Source organism: Rhodococcus globerulus NBRC 14531, assembly GCF_001894805.1.
GTDB classification, from domain to species: domain Bacteria; phylum Actinomycetota; class Actinomycetes; order Mycobacteriales; family Mycobacteriaceae; genus Rhodococcus_F; species Rhodococcus_F globerula.
The window spans coordinates 684,170-698,004 of sequence record NZ_BCWX01000001.1 but is presented as its reverse complement, the minus strand read 5'-3'; the positions used below and the strand labels follow the sequence as shown (position 1 = coordinate 698,004).

At 63.5% G+C, this 13,835-nt stretch carries 13 protein-coding genes; 9 read left to right on the top strand and 4 right to left on the bottom strand.

Annotation, left to right across the window (positions count from 1 at the left end):
* Nucleotides 1-60: 60 nt before the first annotated feature.
* The 3 genes from groL to RG2_RS03015 form a co-directional block, all read right to left on the bottom strand.
* The gene (gene groL, locus RG2_RS03025; RefSeq protein ID WP_033235579.1) at nt 61-1,683 is read right to left on the bottom strand and encodes a chaperonin GroEL; all 1,623 of its coding nucleotides are present in this window, start codon (nt 1,681-1,683) and stop codon (nt 61-63) included.
* Between the two features lie 245 nt (nt 1,684-1,928).
* Nucleotides 1,929-2,486 (bottom strand): DUF6764 family protein, encoded by a 558-nt coding sequence (locus RG2_RS03020; RefSeq protein WP_080711786.1) that lies wholly within the window; start codon nt 2,484-2,486, stop codon nt 1,929-1,931.
* 80 nt (nt 2,487-2,566) lie between these two features.
* A complete protein-coding gene (locus tag RG2_RS03015) occupies nt 2,567-3,352 on the bottom strand; it encodes an HAD-IIA family hydrolase (RefSeq protein ID WP_033235580.1) in 786 nt (261 codons plus the stop codon).
* A 72-nt stretch (nt 3,353-3,424) separates the two neighbouring features.
* Here RG2_RS03015 and RG2_RS03010 point away from each other — a divergent pair, with 72 nt between their 5' ends.
* Both RG2_RS03010 and RG2_RS03005 read left to right on the top strand, forming a co-directional pair.
* Nucleotides 3,425-4,570, top strand: a complete 1,146-nt coding sequence (locus RG2_RS03010) for a PucR family transcriptional regulator (RefSeq protein ID WP_033235581.1) — start codon at nt 3,425-3,427, stop codon at nt 4,568-4,570.
* A 141-nt stretch (nt 4,571-4,711) separates the two neighbouring features.
* Complete coding sequence (locus tag RG2_RS03005) at nt 4,712-5,965, top strand: NAD(P)/FAD-dependent oxidoreductase (RefSeq protein WP_033235582.1); 1,254 nt, start codon at nt 4,712-4,714, stop codon at nt 5,963-5,965.
* On the opposite strand, the gene RG2_RS03000 is transcribed toward RG2_RS03005, so the two are convergent.
* Nucleotides 5,931-7,361, bottom strand: coding sequence for an amino acid permease (locus tag RG2_RS03000; RefSeq protein ID WP_371851293.1), 1,431 nt, complete (start codon nt 7,359-7,361; stop codon nt 5,931-5,933). The genes RG2_RS03005 and RG2_RS03000 overlap by 35 nt on opposite strands.
* 159 nt (nt 7,362-7,520) lie before the next feature.
* On the opposite strand from RG2_RS03000, the gene RG2_RS02995 reads away from it, so the two are divergent.
* The 7 genes from RG2_RS02995 to RG2_RS02970 all read left to right on the top strand — a co-directional run bounded on the left by RG2_RS02995 (nt 7,521) and on the right by RG2_RS02970 (nt 13,808).
* Nucleotides 7,521-7,988 carry an SRPBCC family protein gene (locus tag RG2_RS02995; RefSeq protein WP_033235583.1) on the top strand — a complete coding sequence of 156 codons (468 nt, stop codon included), beginning with the start codon at nt 7,521-7,523 and terminating at the stop codon, nt 7,986-7,988.
* 35 nt (nt 7,989-8,023) lie between these two features.
* A complete protein-coding gene (locus RG2_RS02990) occupies nt 8,024-8,470 on the top strand; it encodes a hypothetical protein (protein ID WP_033235584.1) in 447 nt (148 codons plus the stop codon).
* Entirely contained in the window at nt 8,460-9,482 is a 1,023-nt protein-coding gene (locus tag RG2_RS02985) for a DNA polymerase III subunit beta family protein (RefSeq protein ID WP_033235585.1), read from the top strand. The genes RG2_RS02990 and RG2_RS02985 overlap by 11 nt, the downstream gene beginning before the upstream one ends.
* A 280-nt stretch (nt 9,483-9,762) precedes the next feature.
* Nucleotides 9,763-9,888, top strand: coding sequence for a hypothetical protein (locus RG2_RS32200; RefSeq protein ID WP_255285216.1), 126 nt, complete (start codon nt 9,763-9,765; stop codon nt 9,886-9,888).
* A gap of 117 nt (nt 9,889-10,005) precedes the next feature.
* Nucleotides 10,006-10,719 (top strand): phosphatidylserine decarboxylase, encoded by a 714-nt coding sequence (locus RG2_RS02980; RefSeq protein ID WP_033235586.1) that lies wholly within the window; start codon nt 10,006-10,008, stop codon nt 10,717-10,719.
* A gap of 56 nt (nt 10,720-10,775) precedes the next feature.
* Nucleotides 10,776-11,612, top strand: coding sequence for a CDP-alcohol phosphatidyltransferase family protein (locus RG2_RS02975; RefSeq protein WP_033235794.1), 837 nt, complete (start codon nt 10,776-10,778; stop codon nt 11,610-11,612).
* Between the two features lie 21 nt (nt 11,613-11,633).
* Nucleotides 11,634-13,808, top strand: a complete 2,175-nt coding sequence (locus RG2_RS02970) for an AAA family ATPase (RefSeq protein ID WP_033235587.1) — start codon at nt 11,634-11,636, stop codon at nt 13,806-13,808.
* Nucleotides 13,809-13,835: the final 27 nt, after the last annotated feature.

Below are 13,835 nucleotides of genomic sequence, written 5' to 3'. Positions count from 1 at the left end.
CACGTAAAAGCCCGGCCCACCAAATGGTGGACCGGGCCTCTAGGAGCTAAGGGGACGGACTTAGAAGTCCATGCCGCCCATGCCGCCGGTGGGATCGCCTGCGGGAGCAGACTTCTCCGGCTTGTCAGCGACAACAGCTTCGGTCGTCAGGAACAGAGCCGCGATGGACGCTGCGTTCTGCAGTGCCGAGCGGGTGACCTTGACCGGGTCGTTGATGCCTGCAGCGAGCAGGTCTTCGTACTCGTTGGTCGCAGCGTTGAGGCCGTGACCTGCGGGCAGGTTGGAGACCTTGTCCGCAACAACGCCGGGCTCGAGGCCTGCGTTGAATGCGATCTGCTTGAGCGGAGCGGACAGTGCAACGCGAACGATGTTCGCGCCGGTTGCCTCGTCACCTTCGAGCTTGAGGTCGTCCAGGGCGGGAGCTGCCTGGATGAGTGCTACGCCGCCACCGGCGACGATGCCCTCTTCGACAGCTGCCTTAGCGTTGCGCACTGCATCTTCGATGCGGTGCTTGCGCTCCTTGAGCTCAACCTCGGTTGCTGCGCCTGCCTTGATGACTGCAACGCCGCCGGCCAGCTTGGCCAGACGTTCCTGCAGCTTCTCGCGGTCGTAATCCGAGTCGCTGTTCTCGATCTCAGCGCGGATCTGGCTGACGCGACCTGCGATGGCGTCGGCGTCGCCGGCACCTTCGACGATGGTGGTCTCGTCCTTGGTGATGACAACCTTGCGTGCCTGGCCGAGGAGCTCGAGGCCTGCGGTCTCCAAGGAGAGTCCGACCTCTTCGCTGATGACCTCGCCACCCGTGAGGATGGCGATGTCGGCGAGCTGAGCCTTACGACGGTCACCGAAGCCGGGAGCCTTGACGGCAACAGACTTGAAGGTGCCACGGATCTTGTTGACGACGAGGGTGGAGAGAGCTTCGCCCTCGACGTCCTCGGCGATGATCAGGAGCGGCTTGCCGGACTGGATAACCTTCTCCAGCAGGGGCAGCAGGTCCTTGACCGTGGAGATCTTGGAGCTGACGAGCAGGATGTAGACGTCTTCGAGGACGGCTTCCTGACGCTCTGCATCGGTGGCGAAGTACGCCGAGATGTAGCCCTTGTCGAAGCGCATGCCCTCGGTGAGCTCGAGCTGCAGGCCGAAGGTGTTGGACTCCTCGACCGTGATGACGCCTTCCTTGCCGACCTTGTCCATTGCCTCGGCGATGAGCTCGCCGATGGACGGGTCGCCTGCGGAAATACCGGCGGTAGCAGCGATCTGCTCCTTGGTGTCGATCTCCTTGGCGGTTTCGAGCAGGCGAGCTGTGACAGCCTCGACAGCCTTCTCGATGCCGCGCTTGAGGCCGAGCGGGTTCGCGCCGGCTGCGACGTTACGCAGGCCTTCGCGGACCAGTGCCTGTGCGAGGACGGTGGCGGTGGTGGTGCCGTCGCCAGCGACGTCGTCAGTCTTCTTGGCGACCTCCTTGACGAGCTCCGCGCCGATCTTCTCGTACGGGTCGTCGAGTTCGATCTCCTTGGCGATGGAAACACCATCGTTGGTGATCGTGGGGGCGCCCCACTTCTTTTCGAGAACGACGTTGCGACCCTTGGGGCCCAACGTCACCTTGACAGCGTCGGCGAGGGCATTGAGGCCTCGCTCGAGGCCGCGACGTGCCTCTTCGTCGAACGCGATGATCTTTGCCATTGCGAAGTGATCCTCCGGATAGGGGGTGACACACAAGGTGACCGCTCGTCGGGTCACCTCATCGGCACAGGGCGACCGAATTTTGCTTAGGTCACCCATCTAGCCTGCGGTCTTAAGTCAGTGCCCGCGACGGACGACCGGGGGTGTCGATGGATCCCGGTCTCACTGACTCGACCTGGCACTCACAGCTCGCGAGTGCCAATTGCATTTTTAGCACTCGAGCGTGCCGAGTGCAAGGTCAAGACTCAGCCGGCGATGCAGAACTGTCCGTTGGTGAAGTTCACAGCGAAGGACAAGTTGCCCATGCAGTTGACTCCGTTGGCGTCAGCCGTCGCTCCCGCTCCCCACCCGGCGATGGCAACGGTGAAGTTTCCGTCGGCCGCACCGGCACGGGCGATGCCGCCACCGAGTGCATAGGCGTGAGCCTGACCGTTGCCGCGCGAAGCACCGAGAGCCGTTCCGAAACCGTTGGCGTAAGTGTTGGTGTAGCTGTTGTCAGCCGAGACGCTGACAGCTGTTCCGCTCTCCATGGCACCGGCCTGCGAGCGTCCCGCACCAACAGCCTGTGCGCCACAGCTCGCGGTGTCCGATACCTGGATGTCGTTGACCAACGGCGGCGACACACACGTAACGGGTGCAGCCGAAGCGACTCCCCCGCCGGCCAGCGCCAGCCCCGCAACCAAGCCCATCCCCGCGGTCACCACAGCCCCTGTTCTCGCCAGGCGGCCCCCCAACCGACTACTGGTACTTCCGTTAACTCGTGAGGACGAGCGGCGGAACCAGACTGACGAGATCAAGGGCATAGAAAACTCCTTCTTGGAACACGTTCATGGATTCGGGCGCGAGAGTACCCGCTCACATGACGTCCGTCACGCTTTGCAGGTCACGACTCGAGCAAGGTTTCCAACAAGCCCGGTAGATCCGCCACGGAATCGATGACATAGTCCGGCTGTTGCGTCGCCAATTCGAGCACTGCCTGCCGAAACTTGCCGGTACGCACCAGAACTCCGGTCAACCCGACCCTTTGCGACGAAAGGATGTCACCGATCAGATCGTCTCCTACCATGACCGTCGCTTCGGCGTCGACGTCCATCAATTCGGTGGCCGCGAGAAAGCCCGTGAGCGACGGCTTGCCGACGGCCGCGATATTGACGCCGGCAACTTCCTCGAAACCCGGTAGGTACGTTCCGGTGTCGATCTTCAAGCCCGTATCTGTCTCCCACATCATTCCGCGGTGCATCGCGACCACCGGGACACCGTCGAGCAAATATTCGAGCACCTGACTCAGTGCCTCGTGTGTGAATTCGGGGCCGGCGCCGCCGAGGATGACGACATCCGGGTTCTTGTCGACCAGTTCGATTCCCTCGAGGTCGCTGGACACATCGCCGTTGTTGAGCACCCAGGCCTTCGCTTCGGGATATGTGGCGCGCACGTACTCTGCGGTGAGCCTTGCTGCAGTGACAATCTGGCTGGGCTCGACGGCAATTCCCGCGTCACACAGTCCCTCCGCAATCAGGGTCGAACTGCGGGAGGTGGTGTTGGTGAGAAACCCACACGCCAAGCCCCGACTACGCACATCGCGGACCGCCTCGCCGGCACCCTCGATGGGCTGCCATGACGTGAGCAGGACTCCGTCGATGTCGAACAGAACACCTTCGATGTCAGCCATTGCACCAGCCTATAGTTGCAACCCCTACGCGTCGCACCACAAGAAACGAACCGGCTCAGTAGGCTCAGCCTCATGGACCTGCGCGACGACGATCTCTTCAGCGTCGCGGGATCCTTGGCGGAATTACTCGGAGCCCCCGTCACCATCGAGGACGAGAACTCGACCGTCCTTGCCTACTCCGGTGGTGAACAAGCCGTGGACGAGGCTCGGATCGGAACCATCCTCGGCCGGCAGGTACCCGGCCGAATTCGCGAACTACTCTCGAATGCAGGTGTTTTCGAACGCCTCCATCGCGAGACGGACCCTATCTACGTCAACCTCGACGATCCGGCGATCACTCCCCGGCTTGTCATCGCCGTGCGTGAGAACAACATTGCCGTCGGGTCTATCTGGGTTGCACTCGCCGGCGAGCCGACGCCGTCCCAGGAATCGACACTTCGCGCTGCTGTGCCCGTGGTTGCGGAGCACATCGCGTCCGAGCGGGACCGGATCAACAGCACCAGACGCCGCCAGACCGAGCGAGTCAAAGCACTGATCGGCGGCGGCGAGCAGGCATTCCGCGCCGCCGAGGACTTGCGACTGCGCGGACCGCTGACCGTCGTAGCGGTTGGCGCGACAGCCGGTTTCATGCCGAGCACCGTCGCGGCGTCGTTGGGTCTGTATCTCGACACACTGGCCGTCGACGCAGTGATCGCGCAGTTGATCGACGCGACCTATCTTGTTGTCTCCGCTGACGAAGCGAACACCCGCCGGTTGCTTGAGGACTTCCTCGGTCGCGCCCGCGAACGCGCACAACTTGCCGTGGCGGTGGGCCGAACTGTGAAATCCGCCAGCGAATGCCATCTATCGCGGGCCGACGCCGACCATGTTCTGGGCGCGCTGCGGCACAACCGGTCCGGCGGGATTGTCGCGGGAATGAACGACACCTTGGCGTCAGTACTGGCATTGCATGTCGCCGACATCTTCGACGGACTGGGCGATGCCACACCCCTTGGCGCGTTGGACGAGCACGACCGTCGGCACGGCAGCGAACTTGTCGCCACGGCCCGCGCCTTCCTCGACAAGGGCGGTGATGTCGCGAATTCTTCCGCAGCACTGCACGTTCACCCCAACACCCTGCGCAATCGGCTACGTCGCTGCAAAGACATGTGTGGTGTTGACCTGACCGACGCGGACACTCGACTGATCCTGATGCTCCAGTTCAAACTGCGGAATTGAACGCCCGTTGTGCATATGCACAACGCCTGATCTCTACCTGTGGCCGAACGGCCACTCCTTTTACCTTCCCCTCAGCCCATGCTTGAAACAGAGCCGGTGTGACCGGCGTCTCGTATGTCAACGGAGCTAAAGGAGCAGGTCATGGGAACTCGTCAGAGCCCCGATCGTGTGGTCGTGGTCGGCGCAGGCATGGTCGGATTGTCGACGGCCTGGTTCCTCCAGGAACGTGGAGTCGACGTCACCGTCGTCGATCGTGATGGCGTCGCCGCTGATGCCAGCTGGGGAAATGCCGGCTGGCTCGCCCCCGCTCTCACGCTTCCGCTCCCCGAACCCGCTGTCCTTCAGTACGGCCTGCGCGCGATGCTCAGCCCGTCGTCGCCGGTGTATGTTCCGCTGACAACCGATCTGAAACTGATCCGGTTCCTGGTCGGATTTGCTCGCCACTGCACGCCCTCGAAGTGGCAGGACGCGATGTCCGTCTACACGGAGGTCAACCGAACTGCGCTGGGCGCATTCGACGAACTTGCCGACGGTGGCGTCAAGGAGCACACCCGACTGGCTGATCCATTCCTCGCGGCGTTTGCGTCGGAGCAGGATCGCGAGAACCTGGTCGAGGAGTTCCGTCATGTGGAGTCCGCCGGCGGCGAGGTCGACTTCGATCTCCTCGACCACGATGCGATCCACTCGCTCGAGCCGACCCTCGGCACCGGCGTGAAGGCCGGAATCCGGCTGCGTGGTCAGCGTTTCATCGATCCCCCGCAATTCGTGAACTCGTTGGCCGACGCTGTCCGTGAACGTGGCGCCGACATCATCACCGGCTTCGATGTGGCGTCAATCGACGACCGTGCCGACGGCGTGAGTGTTCGCTCCGCCAACGGTGATTCGCGTGCAGCAGATGCCGTCGTGATTTCCAGTGGCGCTCGCTTGAACAAGCTGGCAGCGCCGTTCGGTGTGCGCAAACTGGTGCAGGCGGGACGCGGATACAGCTTCAGCGTCACACCCGATCACCTGCCCAAGAACCCGGTGTACTTCCCCACTCAGCGCGTGGCGTGCACGCCGCTGCACGACAGGTTCCGCGTCGCCGGAATGATGGAATTCCGCAGCCCAGACGCACCGTTGGATCCGCGTCGCGTGCAGGCGATCATCGACGCCGCAAAGCCCATGCTCCGCGGCATCGACTGGACTGCGCGTGACGAGGAATGGGTCGGATCACGTCCCTGTACCACTGACGGGTTGCCGTTGATCGGTGCTACGAAGTCGCCGCGTGTCCATGTCGCGGGTGGTCACGGGATGTGGGGAATCGCGTTGGGTCCGTTGACCGGAAAGATGATGTCGGAGTCGATGACGGCAGGCACGATGCCTACTGTGATGCGCCACTTCGATCCGCTGCGCTGACGGCGGGTTTCACCCACTTGTAGTACGCGCCGGCCAGCAGGACAAGCCATCCGGCGCCCACCAGTAGAGCAACACGGGTGTCGGAAATGACGCCCAGCAAGATGATGACAAACACCAGGAAACCGATCGCGAAGATCTGACCGTACGGCCACAGCGGCACTGGAAACTTCAGTGCCGCTGTTTCGTCGGCACTCATCTGGCGGCGTGAACGGAACTGCGACAGCAGAATCATGACCCACACAAAGATGGTGGCGAAGGTCGCGAGCGACGCGATCACGAGGAAAACCTGGTCCGGGATCAGGTAGTTGAGCACCACGCCGACCAACAAGGCGACGGTCATGATCACTACAGTCATCCACGGAACTCCGTTGCGGGACACCTTCTTCATGACCTGCGGGGCCTGACCGGCGTGGGACATGCCGAACATCATGCGGCCGGCGCCGAACACGTCGCTGTTGATGGCGGAGAGCGCCGCGGTGATGACCACGATGTTGAGTATCGAAGCAGCGGTGCCCAATCCGAGGTTCTCGAAGATCTGCACAAAGGGACTGTTGTCGCTGGTGATGGTCTGCCACGGAATGATGATCATGATGACTGCGAGGGTGCAGACGTAGAAAAGAATGATGCGTACCGGAACGGTGTTGACCGCTTTTCGGATGGTCCGCGCGGGGTCTTCTGCCTCACCGGCAGTGATTCCGATGATTTCGGTGCCGCCGAACGCAAACATGACGATTGCAAAGCACGCGAGGAACCCGCCGATTCCCGTAGCGAAGAATCCGCCGTCCGACCACAGATTGCTGACTCCCGCGTCGGTGTCGTGCACGCCGAATCCGAACACGATGATGGCGATACCACCCACGATCATCGCGATGATGGCGGTAATCTTGACCAGCGTGAACCAGAACTCGAGCTCACCGAACACCTTGACGCTCAACAGGTTCAGGGCGCCGATGAAGAAGACGACGGCCAGAACCCAAATCCAGCGTGGCACGTCCGGGAACCAGAACTGCATATACAGGCCGAACGCGGTGACGTCGGCAAGACAGACGATCACCATCTCGAATGTGTACGTCCACCCCGTCATGAATCCGGCGAGCGGCCCCAGATGCTGGTTGGCGTATTCGCTGAACGAACCGGAGACTGGGTTGCGTACCGCCATCTCACCGAGAGCGCGCAGCACCAGGTACACCGCGAGGCCACCGATCAGGTATGCCAGCAGAACCGACGGCCCGGCGCGCTTGATCGCTTCGGCACTGCCGTAGAAAAGTCCCGTTCCGATTGCCGAGCCCAGAGCAATGAAACGAATGTGCCGCGCCGTCAGCCCCCTCTTGAGTCCGGCCCGTTCGTCGGGCAAGGCGTCGGTGTTCACTCGGTACTCCAGTCGGATGGCAGGCATGCGTGCGCCGTCTATTGTCCGCTACCGGCCGCCGGCCTCCCGCCCACCCCTGCGACCTGGCCGTAAGGTGACCTGAGGCACATCGGGTATTGACGTATCGCGTACCGTCGGCAAAAGTGTTTGTAACTCGCCGTATCATCAAATTGACTGGAGAAACCATTGTCCAACACCCTCGAAGCCAGCATCGACATCAATGCATCCCCGCAGGATGTGTGGGCCATCGTCGCCGACCTGCAGCGGATGGGCGAATGGAGCCCCCAGTGCAAGAAGATGAAGGTCATCGGTGGAACCGTCCGTGAGGGTGCCAAGACCCTGAACATCAACCGCAAGGGCCTTCTCGTCTGGCCGACAACAGCGAAGGTTGTTCGGTTCGAGCCCAACAAGTCCGTCGCGTTCCGTATCGCCGAGAACCGCACCATCTGGTCGTACAACATCGAAGCGACCGAAACCGGAACCAAGCTCACCGAGCGCCGTGAAGCTCCCACCGGAACGTCCCAGGTCTCGCAGTTCCTGGTCAAGACGGTCTTCGGTGGCAACGACAGCTTCGAGGTCGAACTCGTCAAGGGCATGAACGCCACTCTCGAGCGTGTGAAGAAGGAAGCGGAAGCAGCCAGCGTTCTCGCTTGACCCTCAACCAGGTCGAGACTTCAGGATCTCCTTTCATGGATCCCGTGATGAACCGAATAATGCAGGCACAAGAATTGGCGAGCTCCGGCGATCGGGCCGGGGCTCGCTCTGCGTTCGAAAACGTATGGCGTGACGTCGGCACTGATCCGCTGCACGTTGTCACCCTCGCGCACTACATGGCCGACGTTCAGGACGATCCCGCCGACGAACTCCGCTGGGATCTACGCGCGCTCCAGGCGGCTGATTCGCTGACCGATGCTCGGGCGCAAGAACACCATTCGACGCTGCAGGTTGCAGGCTTCTACCCGTCGTTGCACCTCAACCTGGCCGCCGACTACAACAAACTCGGTCGAGTCGCCGAAGCTCACGAGCATCTGACCAAGGCCGAAGACGCGGCCGGAACACTGACCGACGACGGATACGGCCGGATGATTCGGGGCGCCATCGCGCGATTGCGGGCAGAATTCGATCGTGACCACTAGCCCAGCGCTCCTGACCCCTGCGCTCCTGACAATCGGCGAGATGGCGAGGGCGTCGGCGCTACCGATCAGTGCGCTGCGCTTCTACGACAAGGAAGGCGTGCTGGTTCCGCACTCCGTCGACCCTCACACCGGTTATCGCTGGTACACCGACGACCAACTCCGTGATGCTCGCCTGATCGCGGGCATGCGGCGCGTCGGTGTCCCGGTTCGGGAAATGACAGCCGTCCTGACCGGGCCGGACCCACACTCCCGATTGGACGCGCACTTGCGCAATCTCGAAGACGGGCTCGCCGACGCCCGCGCCGAACTCGATCGAATCCATCGGCTCATCGATTCCCGGCCGACCGCTACCGGCGTCGACCTCGATTCCTGGGATGTACGACGCGCACTCGACGCCGTGCTGTTTGCCGTGGACGCCGATTCGGAGTTCCCGATCCTTCGCGGAGTACATATCGACATTCACGACGGCGTCGCGGCGTTTGTCACCACTGATCGGTACCGGCTAGCGGTCGCAGAAGTGAGCGTGCGATCCAATTTGACCGTCTCGGCAGTCGTTCCGCTCGCCTTTGCGCGAAGGATGCGAGACATCGCCGGAGTCGTGACGCTCACCTTCGCCACCCGATCGGTGACCGCGTCGTATCCCGGCGGATCGGTGTCGAGCCCGCTCATCGAGGACGGTGAATTTCCGAACCATCGCATCCTGCGCGAGGACCGTGGCGCAACCGAACTGAGAGGTGACCAACTGGCGGCCCTGCTCAACGGCTCCACGGAAACAGCGATCGTGAGCGTCGACGGCAACGGAAGCGCTCGGATCGATCCGGCTGACGTGGTTCCCGCAGAGAGGTTCCGAGTGCTGGTCGATCGGCAGCGACTTCGCGAGGCCGCGGCAGCGCAACCCGGTCGGGCACTGGTGATTCGGGCGAGCGGCGCGGCACTGCCTCTTGCTATCCGCACCACCGACTACGCCGGGTACTTCTCGTACTTGATGCCGCTACAGGCTGCGCACACGTAATAGAGTTGCCTACGAGATTCCCGGTCACTTCGACGCGTCCGGTGCGGTAACCCGGTGGGATTCGAAGTGGTCGTTCCTCGGTCCGATCGGCGGAATCTGTCTCGGTCTCACTCTCGCGTTCGGGTCAGCGAGGTTCCTGATCCCCCGTGTTCCTGGGCACGCGATCAGCATCGCGAACCATCGATACTGGACGGACCCGGTCAATCGCGCCGAGTTCGATCGAAGAATTTCCGAAGACCTCGAATGGCTCGGCGCTGCCACCGCACTGTTACTTGCCTGGATGGCAGCGGTCGCGGGCACATCGACGGATGGTTCCGTCGATACCTGGCTCCTCGTCGCCCCGACCGTTCTCTATCTGGTCGGTGTGCTCGGCTACTGCGCCTACATGATCTGGGGCGGACGATAGCGGGTGCCGCAACAACAGATGCCGCAGTAACGGATGCCTCACGTAATCTAGTGATGCACGACGCCCCGTAGTGTCTGTGCGGCCAGCAGTACACCGACCGAGTAGTTAGAGGAGCCTGTGGCACGCCGACCCACACCCCCCGGAACCCCGCAACCCACCGGAATCGGACATATCGTCGATCTGGTTCGGCATGCGATTCCGCCGCTTCATCCCGCCGGTCTACCGTTTGTGCTGGCTCCGCTGGGTGTTGCAGCCCTGGGTCGCAACCGTAAGTGGGTGCGCCGAGCCGGCCTTGTGTCTGCAGCTGCGTGCGCCACGTTCTTTCGTCACCCGCACCGGGTACCGCCCAACCGCATCGGCGTCGTCGTGGCCCCGGCCGACGGCGAGGTCGCACTGGTCGACAATGCCGTCCCGCCTGCCGAACTGAACCTCGGCAGCGAACCTCGCCCCCGCGTGAGCATCTTCCTGTCGGTTCTGGACGTACACGTCCAGCGCGCTCCCGTCGGAGGCACCGTCAAGACGGTTGTTCACCAGCCTGGCAAGTTCCTCTCCGCAGACCTGGCCGACGCCAGCGAGGTCAACGAGCGCAACAGCATGCTCATCGAGACCGCGAGCGGACACGACGTTGCCGTCGTGCAGATCGCCGGTCTGCTCGCGCGTCGTATCGTCTGCTACGCCGGTGTCGGCGATGCCCTTCCCATCGGTGACACCTACGGTCTGATCCGCTTCGGATCGCGCGTCGACACGTACTTCCCGGCCGGAACGACCTTGCTGGTCGAACCAGGTCAGCGCACAATTGGCGCTGAAACCGTCATCGCGCAACTGCCGTGAAGACACCGAGAATGAAGCCAGCCGTGAAGAGACCGGTGGTGACAACCAGCCCGGCCATGAAGGTGCCCAAACGCACGCAAGCCGTGCGGTTGTTGCCGTCCGTCATCACCATCCTCGCGCTGTGTGCGGGCCTGTCCGCCGTCAAGTTCGCACTCGACGGAGAGCCTGGCATCTCGCTCGCGATGGTCGGTGCTGCGGCGGTCCTCGATTCACTCGACGGCCGGATCGCCCGCCTTCTCGACGCGACCAGCAAGATCGGTGCCGAGCTCGATTCACTGTCCGATGCCATCTCGTTCGGCGTTGCCCCGGCATTGGTCCTGTACGTGACGTTGTTGGACGACACCAACTTCGGCTGGATCATCGCGTTGGTCTACGCCGTCAGCATCGTGTTGCGCCTGGCCCGGTTCAATACCCTGCTCGACGAAGACGACGTCCCCGCATATGCCCGCGAGTACTTTGTCGGAGTGCCAGCGCCCGCAGGCGCCCTGATCGCCCTCACCCCCCTGGCTGCAACCATCCAATGGGGTGACGGGTGGTGGTCGTCGCAGGTAGTTGTAGTCATCTGGATGTTGTTCTCGGCAGCTCTGATCGTCAGCCGCATCCCGACCCTGGCCATGAAATCGGTATCCGTGCCGCCGCACATGGCTGCCGCGCTGCTGGTCCTCGTGGCCTTGACCGCGGCCGCACTGATCACCTTCCCGTACGTGCTGTTGATCGTTCTCATTGCGATCTACCTGGTTCACATTCCCTTTGCCGTCCGCTCCAAGCGCTGGGTGGCGGCGCGGCCGGAAACGTGGGACATCAAGCCGTCGGAGCGCCGGGCGATCCGTCGTCAACCCACAGCGGGTGGACGACGCTCGATGGTGCGCCTCGGCTTACGTCGGCCTCGCTAGCTCAGGACGTAGTCTCGGTATGTGACTTCGCCGGAACTCGCCCTGACTGTCCGACTCAACACCTCCGCAGCAGATTTACGACGCGGTGTCGTGCGCCTGCATCCCGAAGCCTTGGCAGCGTTGGGTATCCGCGAGTGGGATGCCATCGCCTTGATGGGCGCACGCGGAACCGCTGCCGTGGCGGGGCGGGCCCCCACCGGCACACCGGCGGGCACGATCTTGTTGGACGACGTCACGATGTCCAACGTGGGGCTCACCGAGAACGCGTCCGTCGTGGTGGGTCCGGTGACGGTGTACGGAGCACGATCCGTCTCCGTCACCGGTTCCACCATGGCAACCCGCTCGATCAGCCCCACCGTCCTGCGCCAAGCTCTGCTCGGCAAGGTGGTGAGCGTCGGCGATACCGTCTCGCTTCTCCCCCGCGACTTGGGCCCTGGAACCAGCACTTCCGAAGCCACTCAAGCTCTTTCCCGCACCTTCGGTGTCGCCTGGACGTCGGAACTGCTCACCGTCACCGGCGTCGACCCGGCCGGTGGGCCGGTGAGTGTGCAGCCGAACTCGGCGGTGGACTGGGGAACGGCCAGTCCCGCCGGCGTTGCCCGTGTTGTTTCCAGTGCCGCTGTCGCTGTCCCTGCCGAGCCCACCCCTGCCGTTCCCCTCGACCACCTCGTGGGTGCGCAGGCCCAGGCCGCCAAACTCACCGAGTGGCTCGGCCTGGCGCTCGACGAACCGGAACTGCTGCGCACACTCGGCGCCTCCCCGCACCTCGGTGTTCTGATCACCGGACCCGCCGGCGTCGGAAAAGCCACACTCGCCCGATCAGTTCTCTCGGCGCGAAAGCTGGTGGAACTCGACGGCCCCGGAGTCGGTGCAACCGAAGCGAATACCCGACTCCAGCGCATCGTCGACGCCGTAGCCGGTGTGCGCGGCGGTGGGGTTCTCCTGATCACCGATATCGACGCATTACTGCCCGCCACACCGGAACCCGTCTCCGCGCTCATCCTCGAACAGCTGCGCAGCGCCGTCGCCACCCCCGGCATCGCGTTTGTCGCCACGTCCGCGCACCCCGAAGCCGTCGACGCCCGCCTGCGCGGTCAAGATCTGTGCGACCGTGAACTCTCCCTGAGCCTGCCCGACGGTGCCACCCGCAAGGCACTCCTCGAACTGTTGCTCCGCAGAGTTCCCACCGGCACACTCGAACTCGACGCCATCGCCTCCCGCGCCCCCGGCTTTGTGGTTGCCGACCTCGCCGCGTTGTGCCGCGAAGCCGCGCTGCGAGCCGCGACCAGAGCGTCCAAATCTGCCGAAGCGCCGGAGATCACGCAGGACGACCTCGTCGGAGCGCTCGAGGTGATTCGGCCACTGTCCCGGTCCAGTACCGAAGAACTGTCCATCGGCAGCGTCACTCTCGACGACGTCGGCGACATGGTCGAAACCAAGCAGGCGCTCACGGAGGCAGTGCTCTGGCCGCTGCAGCACCCCGATTCCTTTGCCCGCCTTGGCGTCGACCCGCCCCGCGGCGTCCTCCTCTACGGCCCTCCCGGCTGCGGCAAGACGTATCTTGTTCGCGCCCTTGCCAGCTCGGGCCACCTGAGCGTGCACGCCGTCAAGGGCGCCGAGCTGATGGACAAGTGGGTGGGCGCATCCGAAAAAGCGGTGCGCGAATTGTTCCAGCGTGCCCGCGATTCCGCACCCTCGCTGATCTTCCTCGACGAAATCGACGCCCTCGCACCGCGACGCGGGCAGAGCTCGGACTCCGGGGTGTCGGATCGCGTCGTCGCAGCCCTGCTGACGGAGATGGACGGCGTCGAGCCGCTGCGTGACGTCGTGGTGTTGGGCGCCACCAACCGCCCTGATCTGATCGACCCGGCACTGCTGCGTCCAGGCAGATTGGAACGCCTCGTATTTGTTCCGCCGCCGGACGCGGACGCGCGCAAGGCAATTCTCAAGGCGTCGGGCAAGTCTGTGCCGCTGGCGGAAGATGTCGACCTCGACGCGCTGGCAGTCGATCTGGAAGGTTACTCGGCAGCCGACTGCTCAGCTCTGTTACGCGAAGCCGCCCTGGCAGCCATGCGCCGCAGCATGGACGCCGCCGACGTGACCGCCGCCGACGTTGCCACCGCGCGCGACAAGGTCCGCCCGTCACTCGATCCCGAGCAGGTAGCCCACCTGCAGGCATACGCCGACAACCGATGAGGACTGACGTGGATGCTGATCTGGTTC